Genomic DNA, 25962 nt, shown 5'->3' with positions numbered 1-25962 from the left:
AAATTTTTTGTGAGGTAAAAATATGAACAAAAAAATTATTGCGTTGGCAGCTGCTTTGCTTTGTTTTACAGTAGCTGGCTTGTTTGCACAGGAGTCAGAAACTCCTGCTACTACTACACAGACTGTTGCAGAAGCTCAGGTTTCAACTGTAGAAGCTAAAGCTGACAGCAATTCTAGTGCTATAAAATATGTAGCTGCGGCTTTTGCAGTTGCACTTGCATGTATTGCCGGCGGTATGGCAGTAGGAAAAATCGGTGCTGCGGCAATGGGCGCTATGAGCGAAAATGCTGAACTTTCAGGAAAAGCTCTTCCTTTTGTTGGTCTTGCAGAAGGTATCTGTCTTTGGGGATTCCTTGTTGCGCTTTTAATTATCATTCTCTAGGTTTTTAGTAAACGAAAATTATGGAATACTTTACGATTGCTCAGCGGGAACTTGTGCTGGCTTTTAAACTCGTCGGAGTTGACGGTGCAGTTGCCCTTAACAGAAAAGAAGCTCTTGAGGCATTTAACCGTGTAACCGGTCATGGTGGCGAGAATGCTTTGCCTGTTGATGAGCGACCGAAAGTCTTGATTTTGTCAGAGGATGTTTCTGCCATGCTTGAGCAGGAAGTGCTTGCCTGGCAGAAAAGTGCTCAGTTTCCGCTTATTGTTGAAATTCCTCCGCTTAACGGACATCTGCAAGGAAAAAAATCCCTTACGGATTCGATTCGCGAAGCAGTTGGTATTTCTGTGTAGATTTTGACTCAGGCAAGACCTGATTTTACGGGAATTAAAAAATGGAAGAACTTAGATCAACTGAAATACTCGACAAAGAAATTGAAGCCGATGCTCGAAAAAAAGCGGCTAGAATTGTTGCTAAGGCAGAGAGTGAGGCAAAGTCAATTATTGAAGGCGTTGATGAACGCGTAAAAAAAGCTGTTGAGGAAAAATCAGCCGTATATAAAAACAAACTTTCCCTTTTGGAAAAAAATGCGGATGCCTATATCCCTCTCGAAAAAGAAAGGTTCCTTGTTGCTTTCTACGATGAGCAGGTTTGCAAGGCTATGAACGAATATTTTAATTCAATTGGAAAAGAAAAACGCCTGTCTTTGCTCGAAAATAAACTTGAAAAGTGTAAATTTGCGTTAGAAAATAAAAAAATTGCTGTCAGTTATTTTGGTGGCCTTGAAGAAACTGATGCCAGAAAAGTTGTAGAAAAAGCGTTTGCAAAAAATATTACAAATTATGAATCAATTCAATTTGAAAAAAGTGGAGAAGAAGCTGTAAAAGGAAACGAAATCCACGAAGGAATGATTCTTAAAAGCGATGAAAAAAATTCCGTGATTGTTCGTCTTACAATGGATGAACTTGTGCGCGAATTAAAAGATAAATATTCATACGAACTCTCATCAACACTGTTCGGAGGAAGGCTCCCGGAATGATAAAAGGAAAAATAACTAGAATTTCAGGACCGATTGTTTATGCTGAAGGTCTTGAAGGTTGCGGTCTTTATGATGTTGTTGATGTTGGCGAAAAGAAAATAATCGGCGAAATCATTCGTCAGAATAAAGGCCTTGCCACAATTCAGGTTTACGAAGACGATACAGGTATGAAGATTGGAGAAGATGTTGTTTCTAATGAACGGCCTCTTTCCTTAAAACTTGGTCCTGGACTTGTCGGAACGATTTATGATGGAATTCAGCGCCCTCTCGAAACTATGTATAAAGAATCCGGAGCATTTTTGGTTCCGGGACAGAGAAGCGAACCGATTGACGCAGCTAAAATTTGGCATTTTGATGCCTTTGAAGGTGTAAAAGAAGGAACTCCGATAAAACCAGGTTTTGTGCTTGGAACTGTGCAAGAAACTCAGTCGATTTTGCATAAAATTATGGTTCCGCCACAGATTCGCGGACGTGTCCTTGTTTCTTTTAATGGAAGCGGAGATTACACCGTCGACGATGTTATTGCTAAAACTGAGCTCGATGAAGAAATCCGTTTGAGCCATTACTGGTCTTTGAGAACTCCTCGTCCTTTTGCAAAAAAATTGACTGTAAGCCAGCCTTTGGTTACAGGTCAGCGCGTAATTGATGTTTTCTTTCCGCTTTCAAAAGGTGGAACGGCCGCAATCCCTGGTGGATTTGGTACAGGAAAAACAATGACGCAGCATGCAATCGCAAAATGGTGCGATGCGGACTTAATCGTTTATATTGGTTGTGGAGAACGCGGAAACGAAATGACCGACGTTCTTACAGAATTTCCTAGCTTGATTGACCCTAGAACTGGCCGCTCGCTTATGGAAAGAACAATTCTTATTGCAAATACTTCAAATATGCCGGTTGCTGCTCGGGAAGTTTCTCTTTATGCGGGAATTACTCTTGCCGAATATTACCGCGATATGGGCATGCACGTTGCAATCATGGCAGATTCAACTTCGCGCTGGGCAGAAGCCTTGCGTGAACTTTCTGGTCGTATGGAAGAAATGCCTGCTGAAGAAGGTTTTCCGGCTTATCTTCCAAGTCGCCTTGCTTCGTTTTATGAACGGGCAGGTCGCGTAGACGCGCTTTGCGGACAGGAAGGTTCTGTTTCTGTAATCGGTGCAGTTTCGCCTCCAGGAGGAGATTTTTCTGAACCTGTAACACAGCACACAAAGCGTTTTATCCGCTGTTTCTGGGCTTTGGACAGAGAACTTGCAAATTCCCGGCACTATCCTGCAATTGGCTGGATTGATTCTTATTCTGAATATGCTGACGAAGTAAAAGAATGGTGGGATAATCTTGATCCTCGCTGGGCAAAGGTTAGACTTGAAGCGCTTGAACTTCTTAAAAAAGAGCAAAAACTTCAGTCTATTGTCCGTTTGATTGGACCTGATGCCTTGCCTGACTATGAACGCATTGTTCTTATTGTTGCAGACATGATTAAAAACGGATTTTTGCAGCAGAATGCTTTTGATGCGATTGACGTTTATTCTGTTCCTGAAAAGCAGATCCAGATTTTGCTTTTGATGATGGAATTTTACAATCGTGGTGCTGCCGTAATAAAAGCTGGTGCTCCGCTATCGAAGGTGAACGCTCTTCCTGTTAAGGAAGAAATTGTCCGCCTGAAGACAACTGTTCCAAACGATAAACTCGAAATGATAAAAGAAACGGAAAGCCGTTTTGAAGATCAGATGGGCGGACTTGAACGGATGTACTCAAAAGTTTGAGGACGGCTTCTAGGGGGCGTTGCGGGGAACTTCCCCGCAGAGTGGGGTGTGTGAGCAACGAAGTGCGAACCTAGGGGAGAGACTTCTCCCCTCAAAATTGAAAAACTTTGGTTGCTTTTAAAATTGGAGAAAAAATGAAAGGCGTAGAATATAAAGGTCTGAATTCGGTTGACGGTCCGATTGTTGTTGTAAAACGCAGCGAAAATATTTTTTATAACGAAATTGTTTATATTCGTGATCGCAATGGCGACAAAAAAACTGGTCGTGTAATTGATTTGAACGAAGATACTGCGATCGTTCAGATTTTCGGAACGACGACTGGCTTGGATTTGAACGAAACTTCGGTTGAATTTTTGGATGAACCAATGGAACTTCGTGTTGGCGAAGGACTTTTGGGACGTATTTTTAACGGTCTTGGAGAGCCGATCGACGGGCTTCCGCCGATTGTTTCTTCTGAAAAAGTTGATGTAAATGGAATGCCGATGAATCCTTTTGCCCGCGTTTATCCGAGGGATTTTATTCAGACGGGAATTTCTTCAATTGACGGAATGAACACTTTGATTCGCGGTCAGAAACTTCCGATTTTTTCAGGAAACGGACTTCCGCACAACAGACTTGCGGCTCAGATTATTCGTCAGGCAAAAATCCTCAATTCTGACGAGCAGTTTGTAATGGTTTTTGCTGGAATGGGAATTAAATACGACCAGGCGCAGTTTTTTATCAATTCGTTTGAAGAAAGCGGTGTTCTTTCTAAGGTCGTTATGTTCCAGTCTTTGGCAGACGCTCCTTCGATCGAACGAATTATTACTCCGAGATGTGCTCTTACTGCTGCAGAATATTTGGCGTTCAAAAAGGGAATGCATGTTCTTGTCGTAATGACAGATATGACGAACTACTGCGAAGCTTTGCGCGAAATTTCTACAACTCGCGGTGAAGTTCCTGGAAGAAAAGGTTATCCAGGCTATCTTTATTCTGACCTTGCAGAACTTTATGAACGTGCTGGTAAAGTAAAGGGGTCAAACGGTTCTATTACCCAGATTCCGATTTTGACTATGCCGAATGATGACATTTCGCATCCAATTCCAGATTTGACTGGATACATTACTGAAGGACAGATTGTTTTGAGCCGTGAATTGAGTCAGAGCGGTGTTTATCCGCCAGTCAGTGCACTGCCAAGTTTGAGCCGGCTTATGAAAGACGGTATTGGCGACGGAATGACACGAGAAGACCATTCAAGTGTTTCGAGCCAGTTGTTTGCTTCTTATTCAAAAGTAAAATCAATTCGTTCTCTTGCAGCTATTATTGGCGAAGAGGAATTGAGTAGCGTTGACAAGCAGTATCTGGCGTTTGGAGATGCGATTGAAAGCCAGTTCTTCTCTCAGGGCGAATACGAAAACCGCTCTATCGAAGAGACTCTTGATTTGGGTTGGAAACTTTTAAAATTGCTTCCACAGAATGAACTTTATAGAATTAAACCGGAATTTATTGAAAAATATCTTCCAAAAGATGAAGAGCAGAACTAATGGCAAAGTTAAATGTTGCGCCGACAAAATCTAATCTTCTCGCAATAAAAGAGCAGCTTGCTTCCGCTCAGAACGGTTATGAACTGCTCGAGCAAAAGCGAGAAATTCTGGTAATGGAACTTATGCACATGGTTGAACGCGTAAAGCTTCTTGAATCAGAAATGGACAAAGAGTATGCAAAGGCTTATCCTGCATTAAAGAATATGCTTAAAACAGTAGGTGGCGATCGTGTAGAGAGGATTGCCCACGCTGTAAAGTATGATTTTAAAATGAAGGACAAGACAATTACTGCTGGTGGAATGAACTTTAATTCGATTGAAGTCGAACTTCCAAAGCAGCAATTATTCTATTCTTTTATGGAATCATTTGCAGACAGTGATAAAGTTATGGTAGAATTCTTTAACTTGTTAAAGTTGCTTACAAATATGGCGAGCATTCGCACGGTTGCATGGCGGCTTGCAGGCGAAGTAAAGAAAACTCAGCGGCGTGTAAATGCCTTGGACAAGATGGTTATTCCTCAGACGAGGGATACAAAGGTTTATATCGAAAGTGTTCTTGAAGAGCGTGAGCGCGAAAATACTTTCGTTTTAAAATCTTTGAAAAACAGGAAGTCATAATGATAAAACCTTTATTTCAAAAAATTGTAGTTGCTATTAACGGTTCAGACCAGTCGCTTCATGCGGCTATGTATGCGATTCTTCTTGCAAAGCAGTATAAATGCTCGCTTAAGGCAGTTTATGTCGTTGATACGGCGGCTCTTAAATTCTTGAGCATGAGCAAATTCTTCCTTAAAACAGAAAGTCAAAAGTATGAAGAAAATCTTCTCATTGACGGAAAAAAATATCTTGAGCAGGTTGTTACTTTTGCAAAAGTTAAGGGCGTAAAAGTCGAAACTGAACTTAGAAAAGGAAGCCCGTGGTCTGAAATTCTGCACGTTGCGGACGATTTTGGCGCAGACCTTATTTTGCTTGGCGGAAAAGAGCACTCGGCTTCTTCACTTTCGAGCGAAGTTGCTCGAGACAGGGCAAGTTCAACAAATATGGACATTATTGGTAGCGCAAGATGCAATGTTCTTGTTGTTCGCCAGAAAGATATTGAAAAACTTTTTAAAATCGGCTGATAAAATTTAATCTGGCTGTATTGCCGAGTTTTTTGCGAAAATGCAATTTGTGTTTGAACTGGAGAATTTATGTTTTATTATGGTGGATTGGATTTAACATACCTTGTTTTTGCTGTTCCGGCTCTGCTTTTGGGACTTTGGGCGCAATCTGCCGTAAAAAGCCGTTTTTCAAAATACGACAAAATTCTGACAAAAAAAGGCATAACTGGAGCTCAGGCGGCTGCAATTTTGCTTAAGGCAAATGGAATTACAGACGTAAAGATTGCTCGTATAAAAGGTTCTCTTACTGATAATTACAATCCGACAGATAAAGTTTTGAGTTTGAGCGAGGCGACTTATTCTAGTGCGTCGGTTGCTGCCGTTGGAGTTGCTGCTCACGAAACTGGACACGCAATTCAGCATAATACAGGTTATTTTCCGCTTGTTTTCAGGCGATTGCTTGTTCCTGTTGCAAATTTAGGTTCGACATTTGGTCCGATTCTTGCAGTTGCCGGTCTTGGCTTCGGCTATTCTGCTCAGGTTGAATCTTATCTGCCTTTTTTCCAAATGATTACGAATATTGGACTTTTGCTTTTTGCCTGCGCAACTCTTTTTTATATTGTTACTCTTCCTGTTGAATTTAATGCTTCGTGGAGAGCTCTGAAAATTTTAAAAGGTGCTGGAGTTTTTACTGACAAAGAAGAACTTGCTGGCGCACGCGAAGTTTTGTGGGCGGCGGCAATGACATATGTTGCAAGCGCGCTTGGCGCAATTGGAAACTTTGTAAGGCTTTTGCTTTTGACACAAAAACGTCGTCGCCGTTAGAGTTTTTCTTTACAAGTGTTTTTCTTTAAGTTGACAATCCGCTGATTTTTTGTAAACTGTAAACTATATTTTTTGATAAAGAGGTTTACAATCAAAAATGAATAAATCTATCCTCCGTTCTGCAATTGTTGCTTTTTTTGCAGCGATTATCTGCGCTTCAAGTTTTTTTAGAATCCCGATTCCCGGAATTGCAAGTGGTATTGTAATTCAAAATGCGCTTTGTGTTATGACAGCCGTTCTTTTGGGTGGGATTTGGGGCGTTGCTCCGACCGCGCTTTTTTTTGCTGTCGGCGTTATCGGTCTGCCTGTTTTTTCTGGCGGTCAGGGCGGTTTTCAGGTTTTGATGAATATTAACGGTGGTTTTCGCATCGGCTGGGTTATCGGAGCGCTTGTAGCAGGTATGATTTCTGGCCGTCCGTCTGTAAAAGAAAAGCACATCACCGTAAAAAGCATAATCCGCCTTTTTCTTGCGGTTTTTGTTGGCATGCTTGTTCTTTATCTTCCTGAAGTTTTTTATGTAATAGGTTTTAAAAGCTCGGAGCTTGGAGTCTTGGGCGCTGTAAAACTTTTTGTTGCAGCATTTTTTGCTCCATTTTTGGCAGTTGATTTTGTTAAAGCTGTTGTTGTAATCTTAATTTCGTTAAAACTTCGTCCGGTTGTTGCAATGTATCTTTACGAGCCAGTAGAAAATGAATAAAATCGCAATCGACGGAATCACGAAAATTTACGCGACTTCCGAGGGCAATAAAACCGCCTTAAACAATGTTTCTTTTCAGATTGATGAAGGTTCTGTTACTGTGATTGGTGGAGAAAACGGTTCAGGAAAAAGTGTCCTTATGAACATTATCGCTGGACTTGAAAAACCGACTTCTGGAAAAATTCATTCATTTGCAAAGATTGGGCTTGTTTTTCAGGAAGCGGATACTCAAATTTTGGGCGAAACTCCGCGCGAAGACATCTCTTTTGGTCCTAAAAATCAAAAAAAATCAAAAATCCAGGTTGAACAAGCGGTAGTAAATTCTCTTGAGCAAGTCGGCCTTTCAAAAAAAGCTGATTATCCTGCAAGATTTTTGTCTGGCGGAGAAAAACGCCGGCTTGCTGTTGCTTGCATGCTTGCAATGGAACTTCCTGTCATTATTTTTGACGAGCCTTATGCAAACCTTGATTATGGCGGCGTAAAGCAGGTAAACACTCTTGTAAAACGCCTTCACGAACAGAAAAAAACAGTGATTATTTTGACGCACGAACTTGAAAAATGTCTTGGCTTAGCAGACAAATTTGTGGTTTTGTTCCGGGGCGATAAAGTTTTTGACGGAACTGCGAGGGAAGGGCTTTTGCAAAATCTTGAGCAGTGGAATATACGCAATCCGCTCAATTCTTATTCAAAAATGGAAGATTTGGTCTGGCTATAAAAAATGAATCAGAATTGTTACGCATTTAGCTACAAGGCAGGAAAAAGTTTTTTCCACAAACTGCCTTCCTGGATAAAAATACTTTTTATTCCTCTTTTTAACATTGTAATTTTTTCGTCCAGTTGGAAAGTCGCCGTTTTTTTTGTACTTGCCCAAATCCTGTTTTTTTTCTGCCTTCATTTTTCCGTAAAAGAACAGGTTGCCGACTTGACTCCTGTCTTGTGGTACGGAATTTTTTTATATTTTATAAATATTTTTTCCGACACTTGCTTGAATTATGCCGGATATGGACTTATAAAAAGTTTTGTTCAGGCAATAAAAAACTGCATTCACGATGAAAAAACATTTTCTACTGTTGTAAAATTCTTTGCCTGCAATCAGAGCGCTTCTCTTATGTTCAAGACTTCAACTTCTCTTGAGCTTCGCGAAGGAATCGAAAAAATTGAACTTTTTATCCGAAAGTTTCTTCCTTGCAAAAAAGAATCAAAATTTGCCACGGTTGTTTCTATGTTCATAAATTTTATTCCCGCAGTTTTTAAAATGTGGGCTCAATTAAAACAAGCATGGTTTGCACGCGGCGGAAAATTAAGTTTAAAAATGTATCTGGCGCTTTTTCCGGTTCTTTTTAGCCTTGGATTAAAATACTCAATGGACACGGCAAAGGCAATTTTTATCCGCGAATAATCTTCTGTAATTTATCGGATTAAGCTCCAAAATTTATTTTAAGCAAAAACAGTTGCGGCAAAACGACAATTGCAAAAAATACAAGGCTAATCCAGGTAAATGTTTTTATAAAGTCAAACGATTTTCCTGGAAATTCCTTAACATAAATCCGTAAGTTTATGACAGAAGCCAGACTTCCGATTATTGTGCAAAGACCTGCGCTGTCTAACCCGTACAAAAGCGCGCAAAGACCGTTTTTGTCAGTAAAAGGCCAGAGAACGATTGCTGCTGGAACGTTTGAAATAATCTGGCTCAGCAAAATTGAGCAGACATATTCGTGTCCAGCCACAACCTTCTTCAAAAAGTTCGCAATCGCTGGATTTTTGCAAATCGAAGACGAAAAAATAAAAAAACACAAAAAAGTAAGCAAAAGAACATAATCGGTTTTTAGCAAAATCTTCCGGTCAAAAATCAAAAGGGTAGTCGCAACAAAAATAGTCACAAAGGGCCAAAAAACTGTCCTGCTCACGATTGTAAAAATAATCAGGACAAAAAGAAAAACATACAGAATTCTCTTTTTATTCCAAAATTTTTCGCCGTTAGAGGCACTGAACATTTTAAAATCATTTTTGTTTAGGCAAATCTCTTCAGCGCTGTTTTTCCTGTACAAAAAACTTATAAATCCGTAAAGCAGAAAAAAACTGAAAATACAAAGCGGACTCATTATTTTAAAAAATTGTCCTGCAGAAATTCCGCTCTGGCTAAACAAAAAAAGGTTTTGCGGACTTCCAAAAGGCGTCAAAAGAGAGCCACGAACTGCCGCAATATTTTCAAAAGCAAGAACACTCAAAATATATTTTTCTTTTCCGCAGGCTCTGAACATTATAATCGTCAGCGGAACAAAAATTATGAGCGAAACATCGTTTGTGACAAACATCGATGAAAAAAAAACGCCGTAAACAAAAAAACAGGTCAGGTTTTTGAGCTTAGAAATTCTTCCGGTTTTGCGCAAAAAAGGATTAAAAATATTTTCCTGCTTAAAACCTTCCAAAACCGACAAAAGCATAAAAAGTGTCGCAAGCGTCTTCCAGTCAATCTCAAAAAAAAGAGCGGAAGAAGGCGGAGTTATAAAAAGTGAGGCAAGCGCGGCAATAAGCGCAACCGAAAGCATCAGTTCCTTTTTAAAAAAAGCAATAATCTTAGACAAGTTAAAATCCTGATTTTTTGGACGGCATCTTTCTTAGAAAAACATTTTTTTGTTTGGGAAAAAATGTCTTAAAAACCGGCTGCTCCGGCTTCGCTTTTCGCTCACTGGCAAAAGCCAGCTTCGGCCTATGCATCCGGCGTAAGTTTTTTTATTTCCCGAATTTTTCTAAAAAAAATTATCCGATGGATTTAAAATAAAAAAAACCCAGTACAAAGTACTGAGTTTTTTACGGCTCCTGCTGGGCTTGAACCAGCGACACACGGATTAACAGTCCGTTGCTCTACCGACTGAGCTAAGGAACCAAACCTCATTCGCTTGAATGTGAATTTATAATATAAAAATTATAAAAATGTGTCAATATATAAAATGCAATTTTTTTTACTTTTTTTAATTTTTTTTGTAAAAAATTATTTAATAAGCGTCCAGACAAAAATCCAGATAAAACTTATTACGCACAGCATTTTAATTCCTGTTCCGAGCAAAAATCCTATAAACGAGCCGATTGCGGCTTTTAAGGCGCGTGAAGCGTCTTTCGGATTTTCAATCAGTTCGCCGATAAATGCTCCTGCAAACGGTGCAAGAATTATAAAAAACGGTCCTAAAAACATTGCAAGAAAAAGACCGATTGTCGCTCCCAGAACAGCCTTTTTGCTTCCTCCGAATTTTTTTGTAAGAAATGGCTGCAAAATCGAGTCGGCAATCGTTACAATCAGGGCAACAATTCCCGTAATAGTAAGAACGGTTACAGAAACGTTAGAAAGATTTCAAAAATGCGCTGTAAAAAGTCCTGCCCAGGCAAGAGGAACTCCGGGCAAAATTGGAACTACGCAGCCGGCAAGTCCTGTCAAAAGAAAAATTCCCGCAAGAATTGAAAGTAAAATATCTAAATCCATAGTTTTATTTTATGATATAATCAGCCTGAAAACAATTGAGGAAAGTTATGGACTGTAAAAATGTTTACGAAGAAAAAAAACTTTTGCGTTCAAAAATGCGGAAGCTCTTAAAAGAAAAATATTCTGACGTAAAAAACATTCAGACTGCCGGAAATTCCGCCGCACAAAAAATCATTTTATCTGAGGAATTTAAAAATTCGGATCTGGTTTTTTCTTATATTCCCTATGGATTTGAAATTGATCCTAGGTTTCTTGTCGAATTTGCCTGGAAAATGAAAAAAACAGTCTGTGTTCCGCGCGTTGTTCCGGATTCAAATTTGATGGATTTTTATTTTTTGGAACCGGAACTTTCTATTCAAAATCAACTCGAAAGCGGAGCATTTGGAATTTTAGAGCCAAAACTGACCTTAAAAAAGGTTTTGACGGATTCTTCCCTAAAAGACAAAAAAATTTTTATGGTTGTTCCCGGACTTGCTTTTTCTAAAGACGGAGCAAGGCTTGGCAAGGGAAAAGGCTTTTACGACCTTTATATTCCCCGTCTTTTAAAAAGTGGCTGCTCGCTTTTTACCGCAGGTTTTGCTTATTGCGAGCAAATTGTCGAAAATATTCCTGTCGAAAAGACTGACTTTTTTTTGGACAGAATTTTTACGCCTTAAAATTTATCTTTTTGTGTCAGCGGAATAAATTCTCATCCGCGGAAAATCCTCCAGATACGAACTAAAAACAAGATAGTAGTCTTCTGCCGTTGCCTTGCTTACGGCTTCGTATTGGTCTAGGTATAATTCCAGATTGCCGGACGAAAGCCCTTTTTGAATTAAAAATGCGGTTCCTTCGTTTGTCGAAGTTTTTTCAAGTTCGTTTATAATCCACTGATTTTCAAGCTCCGATAAAAAATCGTCTTTTTCTAAATCCTTAAAACCGTGAGTGTCGGTGTTTATTATTTTTTTGAGTTCCTGGGAAATCTCTTTTATTGCCTGCTCATAAATTTTTTCTGTCTGAAGATAATGCTTGACTTTTGTAATTACGATTCTTGCATAAGGCAAATCCGAATCTGCTGGAAAAACCTTTGCTTCCTGCCCGAATTCTTCAAGTTTTTTTTGAAGACTGTCTTTTAGAAAATAGAGAAGCGCGTTAAAAATCGCATAGTCGGTCGAAGAAATGTCTGGCGTTTCGAGCATAAACAAAAGAGGGTCGGAAAAATCTGTCGTTGGAACCAAAATCGCCGGTCTAGGACCTGCTTTGTCGGCGCTTACGTCCGTAAAAAACTGGTGACGGAGCGGAATTCTTTTTATTTTTTTTGGGAGCGGAAGTTTTTTTACTTTTAACTGAATGTTTTGTGTCTGTGAAAGGCTTTTTAGTTCTCCAAAAGTTGAATTTAACGAGGCTTTCAATTCTTCGCTTTGGGAAATTCCTCCAGTCAAAATAATCGAAAATCTGGTGCAGTCTAAAATTTTGGGATATGCTGCCTGAATTTCTGTAAATTCCATCTGAGCTGGTTTATCTTTTGTGTCCTCGTAAAGAGCGGAAAACGGTTTTTCGTATATTGTTTTTGCGGCTTCGCACAAAAGCTGAAAATCCGCAGAACCTGTTTTTATTCGCCATTGTGTTCGCAAATCGTAACTGATTCCGTCTGCAAGAGCCGGACTTATGTCGCCAAAAATTGTGCAGTAAGACATTGCTTCGAGGCAGGTATTTACATCTTTTGACGAGCAGTTCACCGACAAAACAGAATTTTCTGAATTCGTCCTGGAAGTTACGCTTGCCTGCGAATTTAGTTTTCCAGTTTTATAAAGTTCGTCCAGTTGCCATTGAATCATTGCCGAAAGCGAATTTGCCAGTACAGAAGCAAGACCAGGATTTTTTTCTGCAAAAAGCAGTTCTCCTCCTGCAATCGAAAGCATTACGGTTGCCGTATTTTTTGAAGAAGAATTTTTTATCGTTACTGGAATTCCGTTTTTTAAGGTGAATTGAGAGAATTCTTCCCTGCTTTTTTGAATAAATCGTCTGGAAGAAAAGTTAAAGTCTTCTTCTGACGGCTGGTTTTCTTTTTTATCTTGAAAATTTTCTTCATTTATAAAATTTTTGTATTGTGGCAAAAGGTACCAGGCGCCGTTTTTTTGGGTGATTCTTTCGTAGCCGTATTTTTTAAATTCATTCGCGTATTTTGTGTAATTTTTTGTATTGCACAGAATAAAAACGTAAGGGATTGAATTTTCGTAGGCTTCGTTGAGTTTTTCGGCAGAAATCGAATTCAATTTGTCGTTTTTGGCAAAAAAATCTTCCGTCAGACAGCCACTTGTCCGGTTAAAAATTGCAAGATTTTTCATAAGAAGCGTAGAATTGTCAGAAATTTTTGAAAATGAACTGTTTATTTCCCGAAGAACGGATTCTGCTTCTTGAGAGGAAATTCTCTCTTTTTCCCGCGACATTTCTAAAAAAAGTTCTCCCTGAACCGCAGGCCCAACCTTTGTTTTTTCGCAAATTGCCTGAATTATGAGCCTTTCGTGGCTGTTTTGTGGAACGGACGAAATGTCCATGTATTGTGGAGAGCGGATTGCAAGATTTTTCTGTTTTAAAAGCAGTTTTTTAAAAGACGAATTATTTTTGTTAAAAACGGCAGCCATTAATTCCGCTTCTTCCGGAAAAAAATCCGTGTATTGAAGGACAATCTGCGCCAAATCCGGCGAAAGCTGGTCGTCTGTAATTACAAATTTTTTCTGAATTTTTTGATTTTCTGAAATTTTAAGTTTTTTTTCTTCGAAAAAATGGTTTTGTGAGCGGCGACCTGTCTTTTCAAAATATTTTTTTGCCAGGGAAAGAACTGTCTTTTCTGTTATGTTTCCGCTTATATAGAGAATTGCGTTTTGAGGACTGTAATATTCATCCTGAATTTGAGTTAAAATCGTGCGCGCTTCGTTTATTGAAACTGAATTAAAAGTTTTAGGAAAAATTCCGCTTTCGGTTTTCCACGGCTCTTCATAAAAAATTCTGCTGTCGATTGCCTGGTTTATAAATCCTGCTGCCGAAGATGCAAACTCCTTGAGAGAAAGCCGGGATTTTTTTAGTTCTTCGTTTAATTTTTTGTCGGAAAAAAAAATCGGCTTAAAATACTCTGCAAAGTCGACGAAAATTTTTTCGGTTTGGGCTGGAGCTACTGTCTTTTCAATTTTTACACAGTCTGGAGAAATTTCTAGTCCCAAAAGGTTTGCATAAAGCGAAAAAAATCCGGCGTTTTGTAGATTTTGGCTTTTTGTTCCGGCTTTTATGTTCAGTTCGATTCTGACTGTGGCGGTCGCTTCATCTTCCAGAAAAAAGACTTTAAAACCGTTTTCGAGTGTAAATGTTTTTATATCGCTTTGAGAAAATGAAAATAAAAAAAACGCGTTCAAAAAAAGAAGAACTCCTGCAAAAAAATTTTTTGTTTTGAAAAAATTGCAAAAAAGTGAAGAAAAATTCATAGTTCGATTATAGAAGATTTAGTCGAACAGTTCTATTTTTTTGATATATTCTGTAGAATAAAAAAGTTAAAATTCATCAAATTTCTAAAAATTACGGTTTTTAGAAACATTTTGTTGCGGAGAAGAGGATTACGGAAAAATGCCAGTAATTACATTAAAAGAAAAAAAAACAGAAACAAAAATTCCTGAAAATCTTGCTGAAATTTTAAAGTCAAAAAGACATTTGACAGAGCAAGAAATTGCAGTTTTAAAAGCAAACGGAAATACGAATAGCGACAGTTTGTGGCAGAATGTTTTTGTTTCCGCAAAGGACGGAGAATTTGACGCGAACTTGATCCGTTCTTCAGAAATCCATGGCTTTTTAATTTTGGGTAGGCTTGTTCCTTCAACCTTGAAATTTCACGACCTTGTTCTTGAAACAGGAATTTACGGTTCTTATGTGGAAAATGTTGTTCTGGAAGATGATGTTGCAATAAGAAATGCTGCCTATCTTTTAAACTACAGAATCGGTACGCGCTCAATTATTTTTAATGTGCAGGAAATGAGTTGTACAAACCATTCTAAATTTGGCAATGGAATTTTAAAAAATGGCGAATCCGAAGAAGTCCGTATATGGATTGGAGTTGGAAACGAAAATGACGGAAGGTCGATTTTGCCTTTTGAAGACATGATTTCTGCCGATGCTTACATTTGGAGTCGCTATAGAGAAGATTCTGAATTGCAGAAGCGTTTTGTTGAACTTACCGAATATGGCCAGTCAAAAGAACTCGACACTTTTGGAATTGTGGAGCACGATGCCGTCATAAAAAATTCAACTTTGATAAAAGACGCAAAAATCGGCGCACATTGCTATATAAAAGGCGCATTTAAGCTAAAAAATATTACTGTTCTTTCGAGCGAGGATGAGCCGAGCCAGATTGGTGAAGGTGTTGAGCTTGTAAACGGAATTTTGGGATTTGGTTCAAAAGTATTTTATCAGGCGGTTGCCGTAAGGTTTGTAATCGGCAGAAACTGCCAGTTAAAGTACGGAGCAAGGCTTTTGAATTCAGTTTTGGGCGATAATTCTACCGTAAGTTGCTGTGAAATTTTAAACAATTTGATTTTTCCATTTCACGAGCAGCATCATAATTCTTCGTTTCTTATTGCTTCAACAGTTTGTGGTCAATCGAACATTGCTTCTGGGGCTACGATCGGCTCAAACCACAATTCCCGCTCTCCTGACGGCGAAATGTTCGCGGGAAGAGGATTCTGGCCGGGACTTTGTTCTGATTTTAAGCATAATTCCCGTTTTGCAAGTTTTACTCTTGTTTCAAAGGGAAGTTATCAGCACGAATTGAATATAAAATATCCTTTTTCTCTCGTTGCATCGAACGGTGACCAGAAATGCATAACGATTATTCCTGCATACTGGTTTTTGTACAATATGTATGCAATTTCCCGCAACAAGTCAAAATTCTTTAAGCGCGACAAACGTTTTGTAAAGGTTCAGCACATAGAAACAGATCCGCTTGCGCCCGATTCAATCCAGGAAGTTGTCTATGCGCTCAGCCGGATAATTGAGCTGACTGGAGAATATCTTGTAAAAAAAGGTTTGGAAAAAGCCATAAATGCAAAATCGCCAGAAGAACTTTATAATGTTACGAAAGATTTTCTTCATCAAAATTCTGGCGTTGAATTTACATTATGCGACCCTGAAGCTCAAAAAAAATACGGAGCAGAAATTCACAAGCCGATTCGTGCATATAAAATGTATCGCAAAGTTGTAAAGTATTTTGCCTGCTCTGTTCTTGTTGACTACTGTACCCTTTACAATACTCAGATTGACCGCGAAGAATTAAAAGTTATTACGACTCAGTTTCCGCTTTATACGCAATGGCTCAATGTTGGAGGGCAGATAATCCCCCAGAAAAAAATCGAAGAGCTTTTTGAAAATATAAAATCGCACAAAATCGAAAACTGGCAGCAAGTCCACAATTTTTACGATAAATGCGAAAAAGAATATCTGATTTACCGGACAAACTACGCAATTTACCTTTTGGAAAGGCTTTATTCGACGAAAGTGAGAAACTTTACTCCAGAAATTTTCAATGATATTATCAGCGATGTTACTTTGGTAAGCAACGAAATGATGAATGCAGCGCATTCGTCCCGCGAAAAAGACTTTACCGATGAATTTAGAAAAATCACTTTCCGCAATGACGAGGAAATGGTGGCAGTTCTTGGAAAAATTGAAGACAATGAATTTTTGACAGAAATGAAAGATAAAACTCAAAAATTTAATGAAGCCTTACTTAATATCTTTAATATAAATTAAGTCTTGCAATTTTTTTTGCAAAACTGCATAATAAGAATATGAATTCTTTATCACTACTTCTACAGCTAGAAACTTTTCTCATTAGGGCCTAAGCAAGTCGGGTAGTGTAGAATATTATTTTTGCATTTAGAAGACCTGGTGCTTTAGGCGCCGGGTCTTTTTTTATCCGCGGATATTTTTGCGGATTATAGGGGGAAAAATGAACGCATCAAAGTACAGACCGGTTATTCAGCCGGCATTGAAGAACAGAAAGTGGCCGGATCAGCGCATTACAAAAGCACCTGTTTGGTGTTCCGTTGATTTGCGCGATGGAAATCAGGCTTTAATTGACCCGATGGGAGTTGAAACAAAACTGGCGTATTTTGACCTTCTTGTAAAAATCGGCTTTAAAGAAATTGAAATTTGTTTTCCGTCTGCAAGCGATACTGAATTTGAATTCTGCCGTCGTCTTATCGAAGAAAATCATATTCCAGATGATGTTTCGATTCAGGTTTTGTGCCAGGCCCGTGAACATTTAATCCGCCGCACTATGGAAGCAATCAAGGGGGCGCCGAATGTTATCTTCCATATCTATAATTCAACATCTCCGGCTCAGCGCAAATATACTTTTAATAAATCAAAAGAAGAAATTATAAAAATTGCTGTTGACGGCGTAAAATGCATAAAAGAATGCATGAAAGATTTGCCAGAAGAAGAACGAAATAAAATTCGTCTTGAGTATTCTCCAGAAAGTTTTTCAATGACGGAGCTTGACTATGCAGTTGAAATCTGCGAAGCCGTAAAAAATGAATGGGGAACAAGTCCCGACAAAAAAATCATCTTTAATCTGCCGACTACAGTTGAATGTTATACAGCGAATGTTTATGCGGATTCAATCGAATATTTTGCTGAGCATATTTCTGACCGCGAAAATGTTGTGATTTCGACACACTGCCACAATGACCGCGGAACAGGAGTTGCTTCGTGCGAACTTGCTCTTATGGCAGGTGCTGATCGTGTTGAAGGATGTCTTTTTGGAAACGGTGAACGTACTGGAAACCTCGATATTGTGACTGTTGCCCTAAATATGTTTGCAGAAGGTGTTGATCCTGAACTTGATTTTTCTGATTTGCCGGAAATTGCGGATTCTTATCAGGAATTTACAAAAATGGATATTCCTCCACGTACTCCTTATGCTGGCGGTCTTGCATACACGGCTCTTTCTGGCGGACACCAGGATGCTATTGCAAAAGGACTTTCTGCACGCGATAAAATGCCAAAAGACGCAGTTTGGGATGTTCCTTATCTTCTTATTGATCCGAAAGACATTGGCCGCAAATACGAAGGAATTATCAGAATCAATTCTCAGTCAGGAAAGGGAGGTGCAAGTTTTATTTTGGAGCACAATTTTGGTTATGCAATTCCAAAGGCAATGCAGCCTGCTGTTGGAAATTTGATAAAGGCGGAAAGCGACAAAGCTCAGCGTGAGCTTAAGCCAGAAGAAATTTTGCACTTTTTTGAAAAACAATGGCTCGAAAATAAATCTAATCTCGAAATTATCGATCTTGCAACAACGATGGTTGGAAGTTCCGGTTCGGAAGAAGTTGTTTCTGTCCGTGGCGTAATAAAATGCAACGGAGAACAGGTTTCTATCGGCGCAAAAGGAAACGGACCTCTTGATGCCTTTGTTGCCGCCCTCCGTGAAACAAAAATTCCTAATTTTAATATTACTGCTTTCCATGAACATTCTGTTGGCGAAGGTTCAGATACTTCGGCTATTGCTTATGTTCAAATTATGGAAGAAAACGGAAAACAGGTTTGGGGTGTAGGAAAATCAAGCAACGTTGGAAGAGCCGGAATTACGGCTGTTGTTTCTGCCTTAAACCAATAGTTTACGCCGGATGCGAAAGGCTTTAGTTGTTGCGACTGAACGGTTTGCCGTTCTGTCGCAACAATGAGCGTGAGTGAACCTGAAGCAGCCGGTTTTTGAGTATGATGTCTGGCTAAACGCCGGACATTTTTTTTAGAAACGTGTCGTCCTTTAAAAATAAAAACTTTTTTGATATATCAACTTTTTTTTGACACTTGCATAGTATTTAGATAGAATTGTAGGCTGAGGTATGTAAATGAAACTTCGTATTCGCTCTATTTTTTTTAAGTTGGTTTGTCCTGTTATTCTTGTTTTGACTATTTCGGCAATGATCCTCATTTTTGGACTTGTAAAAATATTTTCAATAAATCTTTTTCAGAATATGGAAGCAAGCGTTGCTAGAAACAGGTTTATTGTCGAAGACCACATAAATGAGGAGTTGGTTTATGGAGACAGCGTTGCAGATTTTGCTTCTAGTTTTTTCTCTGGAATTATTACGAATAACGCGACAGAGGCTATCAACGAAGTTTCTAAAATGGCATTTGAATCGCTTGATTTGGAATTTATCGCCATTTTTGATACTGACGGAAATCTGATTTCTCCTCCAGAATATGCTCAGGGTGCGGTCGAAAATGACGATGTTCATGCTGCTTTGGAAGGAAAGTCTGTTTCTGGCTTGAAGATGATTTCGGGTTCACTTTTGACGACAGATTCTTGTCGTCCGATTTATAATAATGGTGAAGTTGTTGCTGCTGTAGAAATTACGACAAATTTGAGCGATTCCGATTTTTTGGAACGTATGCCAGAAAAAGTTGGTTGCGATGTTGCGATTATTTATAAAAACAAGGTTGTTGCCTCTACAATAAAAGCAATTCTCGGACAAAGTGTTCCTGCCGACGTTCTTGCTGATATGGAAGATGATGATACTTGGGTTGGCAAATACGATATCGATTCTACGACTTATGTTGCGCACTGCTGGGAATTTTCTGAAGTTGATGATTGTAAGATTCTTGTTGCACAGAAAGCTACTGGAATTTATAAATCTATCAGTGGTATGCAGAGAATTGTCCTTATTGCAAATATCATAAGCACAGTTGTTGTTATGATTTTAACTCTACTGCTCATTTGGATTTTTGTTTATAAACCATTAAAAAGAACAAACAAAGCGATTACTAATCTTTCGAGCGGAGAGGCCGATCTTTCTGTTCGTCTTCCAGAACGCGGTGGCGATGAATTTGAGGATTTGTCTTCTGGCGTAAACAAATTTATGGCTTTGCTCCAGCAATTGATGAAAGATTTGCATTTACGTGCTGCCGATATTAAGACTGTTATTCAGGAACTCGGTACAAGTTCTCAGGAAACAGCAAGTGCTACAGCCGAAATTATGGCAAATATTGAATCTGTAAAAAATCAGTCTTCAAATCAGGTAAGTGCCGTTCAAAATGTTTCTAGCGTTATCGAAAGTTCAAGCAATTCTATGAATAAACTTAAGGAAAATATTGTTTCTCAGACTTCTGATATTACAGAATCTTCCGCTGCAATTGAACAGATGATTGGAAATATTCATTCCGTAACTGATTCTACCGAAAAGATGTCTTCTTCGTTCTCAGACCTTGAAAGGCTTATTAAAGAAGGTGCGGAAAACGTCAAGGCTTGTTCTGATGTTATTAACCAGGTTGAAGAAAAATCTCTCGTTCTTGCCGATGCAAATAATACAATTAAGTCGATTTCTTCTCAAACAAACCTTCTTGCAATGAATGCGATGATTGAATCTGCCCACGCTGGAGAAGCTGGAAAAGGATTTGCAGTTGTTGCGGACGAAATTCGCAAACTCGCAGAAAATTCTAGCGCACAGGCAAAAGCAATCGAAGAAAATATCAAAGATATAACTGATTTGATTAGTGAAGGTGGACGGCTTTCTGACCTTTCTCAGTCAAGTTTTGAAAATATTGACAATCAGGTAAATGTCGTTGATCCTCTTGTTTCTCAGATTTCAAATGCTATGGAAGAGCAGACAAGCGGTTCTTCTCAGATTTTGGAAGCTCTTGGAAATATGAAGGATGAATCCGTTCTTGTTGATGACAGTTCAAAATTGCTTTCTGAAGGTTTTGTAAAAATAGACAAAGATATGCAAGCCGTAACTCAGATTTCTTCAACTGTCATGGGAAGCATGGATGAAATGGCTGCTGGATCAAAACAGATTAGCCAGGCAACTCAGATTGTAAGCGAACTTGCTGCAAAAACAAAAGATGCAATGTCTGCAATTGACGAAATGCTTCTCAAATTTAAAGTTTAATCGGTATGAGTTTTTATTCAAATCTGAAAAAAGCAAAAAAAGCAGTGGAAAAAATTTTCAAATTTTCTCCACTGCTTTTGACTTCATTTTTTATTTTATCCTGCACTTCAAAGACGGAAAAGCAAAGATTGTACGAACTTGCAGTTCAAAATTCAAAAAAAAATGCAATCGAACAATTTGTAAACCAGCTGCCAGAAAGCGTAAAGATTTCTCAACTTTTTTTGGTTAACATCGAAGGAAATAAAAATTATATTCCTGTCGAAAAAACAGGTTCTCTTTATGGCAAAAAAAATGAAGGTGAGCCTCTTCTTCCTGGTGGCTGTCTTTTTTTTAGTTACAATATTGCGGATTCAAAAGAGCAGGTTCGTTCGTTTATTAACTCTATAAATTCATTTTATTCAAAAAATAACAATATTCTTCCGTTTATCGCAGTGGATCAGGAAGGCGGTTCAGTTAATCGTCTCCGAAAAATTACTGGAATTTTTCCTTCAGAAAAATATATTTCTCAAAATTTCGATAAAACAAAGGCCCTGGAGCTTTATGAAAACCAGGCCAGCCAAATGGCAGAACTTGGTTTTAATATGAACCTTGCGCCTGTTGTTGAAGTTGAAACTTTGGAAAATGCCGGTTTTTTGGATACGCGCTCTTTTGGTTCTCTTGAAAAAGTCCTTTTTTATGCGCCTTTGGAAATAAATGCCTTTGAAAATCAAAAAATTGCGACGGTTTTAAAGCATTTTCCAGGAAATTCAAATACCGATCCGCATACAGGTCTTCCTGAAATAAAAATTTCTTCGGAAAAACTTAAAAATGAACTCCTTGTGCCATTTAAAAAGCTTCTTCCATTGTCTTCTTCTGTTCTTATGAGCCATGCCAGAATTACCGTTGGAGATGAGCCTTCTTATTGCGATTCTTCAATTCCAGCCTGTCTTTCTGAATTTTGGGTAACAAAAATTTTGAGGGAGGATTTTGGTTTTGAAGGCCTTATTTTAAGCGATGATATTTTTATGGGCGCTTTGGCGGACAATGGTTTTTTGAGCGAAGATGCGGCGATTATGGCGATTGAAGCTGGTGTTAATATAATTATGCTGAGTGAAAAGCGTTTTGGTTCTGTTGCAAAAATTTTGCTTAAAAAAGCATCTGAGTCTCAAGAATTTAATCAAAAAATTCAAAAAAGCGTTCAAAAAATAATCGAATATAAAATTAAGGGCGGACTTTTGGAACTTAGGCAGGTTGATTTTGATTCAGACGGCAAAAAACTGAAAGTTCCAGCTTTTAAGGTTATTGCTGCGGATTTTTAAGAATGAAACAAAAAGACAAAAAAAATAAAATTTCTGGAGCCGAAGGCTTTGAGTCATATTATTCAGAAATTTTTGGTTCAAGATGGAAGTTGCTGAAGTCATCTCTTTACGGCGAAAACCAGCTTACGGAATTTAATGCTGGCGGAAGCGAAAGTTATTTTCTTGATAGCGCTTCTGTTCGTGCTGCGGTAACTCTTCCGCTAAAAAATGCCAAAAATATTTTGGACATGTGCGCTGCTCCTGGCGGGAAAACAATTGTCCTTGCAAGCTGTATGGAAGAAAATGCCAGGCTTTTGGCAAACGAACGTTCGCCTGAGCGCAAAATCCGTCTTTTTCATTCTGTGCAAAATTGTCTTTCAGAAAATGTAAAAAAACGTGTCAATGTAATCTGCAAAGACGGAGCTACACTTTGTCTTGCAGAATCAAACAGATTTGACCGAATTTTGCTCGACGCTCCATGTTCTTCCGAACGACATGTTCTTTGCGATTTGAATTATTTAAAAGACTGGTCGCCGTCGAGAATAAAAACTCTTGCAATCGCCCAATGGTCGCTTTTGTCTTCTGCTTGGCGCATGCTCAATGTGGATGGTTATATGGTTTATTCAACCTGTGCCCTTAATCCAGATGAAAATGACAATATAATAAAAAAACTGTTAAAAAAATTTGATGATGTGGAAATTTGCGAGCCAAAAATCTCTTCAGATATAAGTTGTTTTTGTAATTCGGTTTTGCCTGAGGGCGAAAAAACAGAATTTGGAAGCCATGTTTTGCCAGATTCCTGCAATGGGGCAGGACCTCTTTATTTTTCGCTTTTGCATAAAATAGAAAAATAATAGAAGAATTTAAGTTTAAGTGCTAAAATGGTGGTGGTTTATTTTAAAAATTGAGAGGAAAGAGATGTCATCGACTACAAAGGAACAGAAACTTCAGAGAATTATCGAAATGGAACGAATGCTGAATGAAATTCAAGATTTGGATGTTCTACTGGAAAGAATTTTAACGGAAGCAAGAAAAATTGTTCATGCAGATGCCGGTTCGATTTATGTAGTTGAAGGAAATAATTTAAGAATAAAATATGCACAAAATGATACCCAGTTAAAAACTGTTCCTCCTGGCTCAAAAATCCCCTATGTTTCTTTTTCTTTTCCTATTTCAAAAAAATCGATTGCCGGTTACTGCGTAGTTTCTGGAAAAGTTGTAAATATTGCCGATGCGTATAACCCTTCTGAAGACTTGCCGTTTTCGTTTAACAAAGCGACGGACGAAGAAACAGGCTATCGCTCAACTTCAATGTTTTGTATTCCTTTAAAAATTGCCAGCGGAAAAATTCTTGGAGTCCTCCAGATTATAAATGCGCAAGATGAAAACGGAAATGTAATTCCTTTTGACTCCGATGCTGAACTTTATATTACTCACTTTGCGACAAATGCGGTTCAGGCTCTAGAACACGCTCGTCTTATTGGAAATATGATAAAATCACTTCAACTTATGGCGCAGTTTCGAGATCCAAAAGAAACTTTTAAGCATGTCGAAAGAGTTTCTTCGTTTTCGATTGAAATTTATGACCGCTGGGCAGTGAATAATAATGTTCCATTCCTTAAACAGCAAAAGTATCGTAATAATTTAAAAATTGCTGCAAAATGCCATGATTTTGGAAAAGTTGCCGTTCAGGACGCAATTCTCAAAAAAATAACGCCACGCCTAACTTGCGATGAACGTAACGTTATGAAAGGACATACTTGCGCTGGAGCCTTGATTTTTAATGAACCTGAATCTGCCCTCGAAGAAATGTGCCGAGATGTTGCCTTGAGGCATCACGAATGGTGGGACGGTCAAGACAAAGGTTATCCTGGAGATTTTGATTTTTCAAAATATGAGCCTGGAATGGCTATTCCTCAGGCAAAACCCTTGAAAGGTGAAGAAATTCCTCTTGCTGCGAGAATTGTTTCGATTGCCGATGTTTTTGACGCTCTAAGCCATAAACGCGCCTACAAAAGCGCCTGGTCTCTGGAAGATTCATTTTTTGAAATTGAAAAACTTTCTGGAACCCAATTTGATCCAGAACTGGTAATGGCTTTCTTACAGATAAAAGACCGGATTATTGCAATCAATTCTGCGTTTGAGACAAATGGCTCTGTTGAGGACATTGACTGATATTTTTAGTTCTTTTTTGAAAAATTTTCGTTTACGATAAGTTGGCTTGTTTTTCTTTCAAAACAGTCTGCAAATTTTTTTAATTCTCTGTTGCCGTAGCGACTTGTATTTTTTTCTGAAAGCCCAAGTTGTGCAAGGTTGAGGTTGAAATTTCTTTCGCTTAGGCGTTCGTGTATATTGTCCTTTGTAAAAACTGTTCCTCGGTCGTTCATCACAAAGATTCCTTTTTCTACAAGCCTTCCTGCAAACGGAATGTCCCTCGTAATTACAATGTCGTTTTTTTCTGCATTTTCAAAAATAAAATTATCGGCTGCACCTTCTTTTTTTTCGCAGATAATCATTTTAAAAAGAGGATTGTTCTTAGGATGGGAAATTTCATGGTTTGCGACAAAATTAACATTTAAATTTTTTGCTTTTGCCATGTCGATTACGTAATTTTTTACAGGAAGAGGGCAGGAATCGGCATCTATCCAAATGAAAAAAGAATACATTTTTTTATAACCTATGCTTTTAAAACCTGATCTAGTTTTTTTATCATTTCGGAAGCCATTTTTTCTGCTTTTTCGTTGCTGAGTGAAGGTTTTTGAGAAACTGCGCTTTTTGATTTTTCTTTGTAGAGCTCGTCGCAGAGCATTATTCCAGCGAGAATTGAAATGTGGAGTTCGGATTTTAACATTCCACTTTTTTGAATTTCGTCTACGATCTTTTTATAATAGCCAAGCATTTTTTTGAGATAGACATCGTCTTCACTTGCTTTTATTGAAAAAGATGTTCCTAAAAGCTCTATCTTCAATGTTCCCATTAAACTGCCTTTTTTTGGTTGTTAAAAAATATCAAATGACGGCTGAATTGTCTCTGTTTTTTCAGAAGATTCTTCGTTTTTAACTGGATTTTCCTGTTCTGGCTGCTGCACTTGAACTGGAATTGCCGTATCAAACGAGTGCTGGACAGGCTCTTCTTGAATTGAATCGATTTCTGTGTTTTTTTGTTCGGAAGAATTTTGGGCTGAAGCCTGTTCTGTAGTTTTGTTTTGCTGCTGAACTGGCATCTGCGATTGTTTTTGTACAGACGCCTGAACGGTTGCTGTTGCCGTATGAACTGCATTTTCTACAGCATTCAAACGTTCAAGTGCCTTTAAGATTCCTTCCTCGATCTTGCCCTGATCTGTCTGAAAACTAGAAAATTGCTCCGTTTTTGCTGAAAGTGCGTTTGTGAGCTCTGCGCATTTTCTACGCAAAGCAGCATTTTCTGCATTAAGCTGTACGATTTTCGCAACAGCATTTTCTACTTTTTCTTCAAGAAGAATGACTTGATCGAGTGAAATCATTTTTACGTCTCCGTAAAATTATTTGCTGAGTGCTTTTTTAGCAACTTCAACAACAGCTTTGAAAGCTGCTGGGTCTTCAATAGCCATGTTTGAAAGAGCCTTGCGGTTCAATGTTACACCTGCTTTGTTAAGACCGTCGATAAAGCGTGAGTAAGAGAGACCTTCATCACGAACTGCTGCGTTGATACGTGCAATCCACAACTGGCGGAAATCGCCTTTGCGGTCGCGTCGGTCAACATAAGCGTGGCAAAGAGCCTTTACAACAGCGTCTTTTGCTGCTTTGTAGTTTGTTCCGCGACGTCCAGTAAATCCGCTTGCGAGTTTAAGAATCTTTGAACGGCGGTTATTGCGTTTTGTTCCATCTATTGCTCTAGACATTTTATTCTCCTTTAATTAGCGGTTATTAGCCGTATGGAAGCTGCTGTTTGCGGATTCTTGCTGCTGAATCTTCAGAAAGAATTCC

General features: G+C 38.6%; 25 protein-coding genes, 1 tRNA gene and 1 pseudogene. 18 read left to right on the top strand and 9 right to left on the bottom strand.

Annotated features, from left to right (window positions below; all coding sequences use genetic code 11):
* Nucleotides 1–22: 22 nt before the first annotated feature.
* The 11 genes from ACT6XC_RS06895 (at nt 23) to ACT6XC_RS06845 (ending at nt 8724) form a co-directional block, all read left to right on the top strand.
* The gene (locus ACT6XC_RS06895) at nt 23–382 is read left to right on the top strand and encodes an ATP synthase subunit C (RefSeq protein WP_443737601.1); all 360 of its coding nucleotides are present in this window, start codon (nt 23–25) and stop codon (nt 380–382) included.
* Between the two features lie 20 nt (nt 383–402).
* A complete protein-coding gene (locus tag ACT6XC_RS06890; RefSeq protein WP_443737600.1) occupies nt 403–735 on the top strand; it encodes a V-type ATP synthase subunit F in 333 nt (110 codons plus the stop codon).
* A 41-nt stretch (nt 736–776) separates the two neighbouring features.
* On the top strand, nt 777–1421 hold the full coding sequence (locus tag ACT6XC_RS06885) for a hypothetical protein (protein ID WP_443737599.1): 645 nt from the start codon (nt 777–779) through the stop codon (nt 1419–1421).
* Nucleotides 1418–3181 carry a V-type ATP synthase subunit A gene (locus tag ACT6XC_RS06880; RefSeq protein ID WP_443741276.1) on the top strand — a complete coding sequence of 588 codons (1764 nt, stop codon included), beginning with the start codon at nt 1418–1420 and terminating at the stop codon, nt 3179–3181. The genes ACT6XC_RS06885 and ACT6XC_RS06880 overlap by 4 nt, the downstream gene beginning before the upstream one ends.
* A gap of 134 nt (nt 3182–3315) precedes the next feature.
* Complete coding sequence (locus tag ACT6XC_RS06875) at nt 3316–4704, top strand: V-type ATP synthase subunit B (protein WP_443737597.1); 1389 nt, start codon at nt 3316–3318, stop codon at nt 4702–4704.
* Nucleotides 4704–5321 (top strand): V-type ATP synthase subunit D, encoded by a 618-nt coding sequence (locus ACT6XC_RS06870; protein WP_288515775.1) that lies wholly within the window; start codon nt 4704–4706, stop codon nt 5319–5321. Before ACT6XC_RS06875 ends, ACT6XC_RS06870 begins: the two co-directional genes overlap by 1 nt.
* Complete coding sequence (locus tag ACT6XC_RS06865; RefSeq protein WP_443737596.1) at nt 5321–5824, top strand: universal stress protein; 504 nt, start codon at nt 5321–5323, stop codon at nt 5822–5824. The genes ACT6XC_RS06870 and ACT6XC_RS06865 overlap by 1 nt, the downstream gene beginning before the upstream one ends.
* 69 nt (nt 5825–5893) lie before the next feature.
* Nucleotides 5894–6628, top strand: a complete 735-nt coding sequence (locus ACT6XC_RS06860; protein WP_443737595.1) for a zinc metallopeptidase — start codon at nt 5894–5896, stop codon at nt 6626–6628.
* A gap of 97 nt (nt 6629–6725) precedes the next feature.
* Entirely contained in the window at nt 6726–7325 is a 600-nt protein-coding gene (locus ACT6XC_RS06855) for a biotin transporter BioY (RefSeq protein WP_443741275.1), read from the top strand.
* The gene (locus tag ACT6XC_RS06850; RefSeq protein WP_443741274.1) at nt 7318–8040 is read left to right on the top strand and encodes an energy-coupling factor ABC transporter ATP-binding protein; all 723 of its coding nucleotides are present in this window, start codon (nt 7318–7320) and stop codon (nt 8038–8040) included. The genes ACT6XC_RS06855 and ACT6XC_RS06850 overlap by 8 nt, the downstream gene beginning before the upstream one ends.
* Nucleotides 8041–8043: 3 nt before the next feature.
* Nucleotides 8044–8724, top strand: coding sequence for a hypothetical protein (locus tag ACT6XC_RS06845; protein WP_443741273.1), 681 nt, complete (start codon nt 8044–8046; stop codon nt 8722–8724).
* Nucleotides 8725–8743: 19 nt separating this feature from the next.
* On the opposite strand, the gene ACT6XC_RS06840 is transcribed toward ACT6XC_RS06845, so the two are convergent.
* The 4 genes and pseudogenes from ACT6XC_RS06840 to ACT6XC_RS06825 all read right to left on the bottom strand — a co-directional run bounded on the left by ACT6XC_RS06840 (nt 8744) and on the right by ACT6XC_RS06825 (nt 10803).
* Complete coding sequence (locus ACT6XC_RS06840) at nt 8744–9874, bottom strand: SLC13 family permease (protein WP_443741272.1); 1131 nt, start codon at nt 9872–9874, stop codon at nt 8744–8746.
* A 265-nt stretch (nt 9875–10139) separates the two neighbouring features.
* Nucleotides 10140–10212 (bottom strand) — tRNA-Asn (locus tag ACT6XC_RS06835).
* Between the two features lie 105 nt (nt 10213–10317).
* A pseudogene (locus ACT6XC_RS06830) lies at nt 10318–10656 on the bottom strand (DUF456 domain-containing protein); the annotation flags it as partial.
* An 18-nt stretch (nt 10657–10674) separates the two neighbouring features.
* Nucleotides 10675–10803 (bottom strand): hypothetical protein, encoded by a 129-nt coding sequence (locus tag ACT6XC_RS06825; protein ID WP_443741271.1) that lies wholly within the window; start codon nt 10801–10803, stop codon nt 10675–10677.
* Nucleotides 10804–10850: 47 nt separating this feature from the next.
* On the opposite strand from ACT6XC_RS06825, the gene ACT6XC_RS06820 reads away from it, so the two are divergent.
* Nucleotides 10851–11459 carry a 5-formyltetrahydrofolate cyclo-ligase gene (locus tag ACT6XC_RS06820; RefSeq protein WP_443741270.1) on the top strand — a complete coding sequence of 203 codons (609 nt, stop codon included), beginning with the start codon at nt 10851–10853 and terminating at the stop codon, nt 11457–11459.
* 3 nt (nt 11460–11462) lie between these two features.
* On the opposite strand, the gene ACT6XC_RS06815 is transcribed toward ACT6XC_RS06820, so the two are convergent.
* Nucleotides 11463–14261 carry an insulinase family protein gene (locus ACT6XC_RS06815; protein WP_443741269.1) on the bottom strand — a complete coding sequence of 933 codons (2799 nt, stop codon included), beginning with the start codon at nt 14259–14261 and terminating at the stop codon, nt 11463–11465.
* Nucleotides 14262–14400: 139 nt separating this feature from the next.
* On the opposite strand from ACT6XC_RS06815, the gene ACT6XC_RS06810 reads away from it, so the two are divergent.
* The 6 genes from ACT6XC_RS06810 to ACT6XC_RS06785 all read left to right on the top strand — a co-directional run bounded on the left by ACT6XC_RS06810 (nt 14401) and on the right by ACT6XC_RS06785 (nt 24172).
* Nucleotides 14401–16575, top strand: coding sequence for a DUF4954 family protein (locus ACT6XC_RS06810; protein ID WP_443737587.1), 2175 nt, complete (start codon nt 14401–14403; stop codon nt 16573–16575).
* 199 nt (nt 16576–16774) lie between these two features.
* A complete protein-coding gene (gene leuA, locus ACT6XC_RS06805) occupies nt 16775–18445 on the top strand; it encodes a 2-isopropylmalate synthase (protein ID WP_443741268.1) in 1671 nt (556 codons plus the stop codon).
* 235 nt (nt 18446–18680) lie between these two features.
* The gene (locus ACT6XC_RS06800; protein WP_443737585.1) at nt 18681–20720 is read left to right on the top strand and encodes a methyl-accepting chemotaxis protein; all 2040 of its coding nucleotides are present in this window, start codon (nt 18681–18683) and stop codon (nt 20718–20720) included.
* Between the two features lie 128 nt (nt 20721–20848).
* The gene (locus ACT6XC_RS06795) at nt 20849–22018 is read left to right on the top strand and encodes a glycoside hydrolase family 3 N-terminal domain-containing protein (protein ID WP_443737584.1); all 1170 of its coding nucleotides are present in this window, start codon (nt 20849–20851) and stop codon (nt 22016–22018) included.
* A 2-nt stretch (nt 22019–22020) separates the two neighbouring features.
* A complete protein-coding gene (locus ACT6XC_RS06790; RefSeq protein WP_443741267.1) occupies nt 22021–22851 on the top strand; it encodes an SAM-dependent methyltransferase in 831 nt (276 codons plus the stop codon).
* 64 nt (nt 22852–22915) lie between these two features.
* A complete protein-coding gene (locus ACT6XC_RS06785) occupies nt 22916–24172 on the top strand; it encodes an HD domain-containing phosphohydrolase (RefSeq protein WP_443741266.1) in 1257 nt (418 codons plus the stop codon).
* 5 nt (nt 24173–24177) lie between these two features.
* Here the strand turns inward: ACT6XC_RS06785 and ACT6XC_RS06780 are convergent, their stop codons facing one another.
* Genes ACT6XC_RS06780 through rplT form a run of 4 tightly spaced genes read right to left on the bottom strand, consistent with a single transcriptional unit; the run spans nt 24178 to nt 25877 of the window.
* Entirely contained in the window at nt 24178–24663 is a 486-nt protein-coding gene (locus ACT6XC_RS06780; protein ID WP_443741265.1) for a DUF188 domain-containing protein, read from the bottom strand.
* An 11-nt stretch (nt 24664–24674) separates the two neighbouring features.
* A complete protein-coding gene (locus ACT6XC_RS06775; RefSeq protein ID WP_443741264.1) occupies nt 24675–24974 on the bottom strand; it encodes a cell division protein ZapA in 300 nt (99 codons plus the stop codon).
* A gap of 21 nt (nt 24975–24995) precedes the next feature.
* Complete coding sequence (zapB, locus tag ACT6XC_RS06770; protein WP_443737579.1) at nt 24996–25499, bottom strand: cell division protein ZapB; 504 nt, start codon at nt 25497–25499, stop codon at nt 24996–24998.
* An 18-nt stretch (nt 25500–25517) separates the two neighbouring features.
* Nucleotides 25518–25877, bottom strand: a complete 360-nt coding sequence (gene rplT / locus ACT6XC_RS06765; protein WP_443737578.1) for a 50S ribosomal protein L20 — start codon at nt 25875–25877, stop codon at nt 25518–25520.
* Nucleotides 25878–25962: the final 85 nt, after the last annotated feature.

The organism is Treponema berlinense (genome assembly GCF_052273165.1).
GTDB classification, from domain to species: Bacteria; Spirochaetota; Spirochaetia; order Treponematales; family Treponemataceae; genus Treponema_D; species Treponema_D berlinense_A.
Note: the sequence above shows the minus strand (reverse complement) of the source record. Positions and strands in the feature narration are given on the sequence as shown.

Bases quoted from the DNA above. Each gene is read 5' to 3' on its own strand.
- zapB (WP_443737579.1), bottom strand. From the start codon at position 25,499: ATGATTTCACTCGATCAAGTCATTCTTCTTGAAGAAAAAGTAGAAAAT.
- ACT6XC_RS06850 (WP_443741274.1), top strand. From the start codon at position 7,318: ATGAATAAAATCGCAATCGACGGAATCACGAAAATTTACGCGACTTCC.
- ACT6XC_RS06825 (WP_443741271.1), bottom strand. From the start codon at position 10,803: ATGGATTTAGATATTTTACTTTCAATTCTTGCGGGAATTTTTCTTTTG.
- ACT6XC_RS06880 (WP_443741276.1), top strand. From the start codon at position 1,418: ATGATAAAAGGAAAAATAACTAGAATTTCAGGACCGATTGTTTATGCT.
- ACT6XC_RS06865 (WP_443737596.1), top strand. From the start codon at position 5,321: ATGATAAAACCTTTATTTCAAAAAATTGTAGTTGCTATTAACGGTTCA.
- ACT6XC_RS06810 (WP_443737587.1), top strand. From the start codon at position 14,401: ATGCCAGTAATTACATTAAAAGAAAAAAAAACAGAAACAAAAATTCCT.
- leuA (WP_443741268.1), top strand. From the start codon at position 16,775: ATGAACGCATCAAAGTACAGACCGGTTATTCAGCCGGCATTGAAGAAC.
- ACT6XC_RS06855 (WP_443741275.1), top strand. From the start codon at position 6,726: ATGAATAAATCTATCCTCCGTTCTGCAATTGTTGCTTTTTTTGCAGCG.
- ACT6XC_RS06815 (WP_443741269.1), bottom strand. From the start codon at position 14,261: ATGAATTTTTCTTCACTTTTTTGCAATTTTTTCAAAACAAAAAATTTT.
- ACT6XC_RS06845 (WP_443741273.1), top strand. From the start codon at position 8,044: ATGAATCAGAATTGTTACGCATTTAGCTACAAGGCAGGAAAAAGTTTT.
- ACT6XC_RS06790 (WP_443741267.1), top strand. From the start codon at position 22,021: ATGAAACAAAAAGACAAAAAAAATAAAATTTCTGGAGCCGAAGGCTTT.
- ACT6XC_RS06890 (WP_443737600.1), top strand. From the start codon at position 403: ATGGAATACTTTACGATTGCTCAGCGGGAACTTGTGCTGGCTTTTAAA.
- ACT6XC_RS06860 (WP_443737595.1), top strand. From the start codon at position 5,894: ATGTTTTATTATGGTGGATTGGATTTAACATACCTTGTTTTTGCTGTT.
- ACT6XC_RS06800 (WP_443737585.1), top strand. From the start codon at position 18,681: ATGAAACTTCGTATTCGCTCTATTTTTTTTAAGTTGGTTTGTCCTGTT.
- ACT6XC_RS06895 (WP_443737601.1), top strand. From the start codon at position 23: ATGAACAAAAAAATTATTGCGTTGGCAGCTGCTTTGCTTTGTTTTACA.
- ACT6XC_RS06775 (WP_443741264.1), bottom strand. From the start codon at position 24,974: ATGGGAACATTGAAGATAGAGCTTTTAGGAACATCTTTTTCAATAAAA.
- ACT6XC_RS06885 (WP_443737599.1), top strand. From the start codon at position 777: ATGGAAGAACTTAGATCAACTGAAATACTCGACAAAGAAATTGAAGCC.
- ACT6XC_RS06780 (WP_443741265.1), bottom strand. From the start codon at position 24,663: ATGTATTCTTTTTTCATTTGGATAGATGCCGATTCCTGCCCTCTTCCT.
- ACT6XC_RS06785 (WP_443741266.1), top strand. From the start codon at position 22,916: ATGTCATCGACTACAAAGGAACAGAAACTTCAGAGAATTATCGAAATG.
- ACT6XC_RS06820 (WP_443741270.1), top strand. From the start codon at position 10,851: ATGGACTGTAAAAATGTTTACGAAGAAAAAAAACTTTTGCGTTCAAAA.
- ACT6XC_RS06875 (WP_443737597.1), top strand. From the start codon at position 3,316: ATGAAAGGCGTAGAATATAAAGGTCTGAATTCGGTTGACGGTCCGATT.
- ACT6XC_RS06870 (WP_288515775.1), top strand. From the start codon at position 4,704: ATGGCAAAGTTAAATGTTGCGCCGACAAAATCTAATCTTCTCGCAATA.
- rplT (WP_443737578.1), bottom strand. From the start codon at position 25,877: ATGTCTAGAGCAATAGATGGAACAAAACGCAATAACCGCCGTTCAAAG.
- ACT6XC_RS06840 (WP_443741272.1), bottom strand. From the start codon at position 9,874: ATGCTTTCGGTTGCGCTTATTGCCGCGCTTGCCTCACTTTTTATAACT.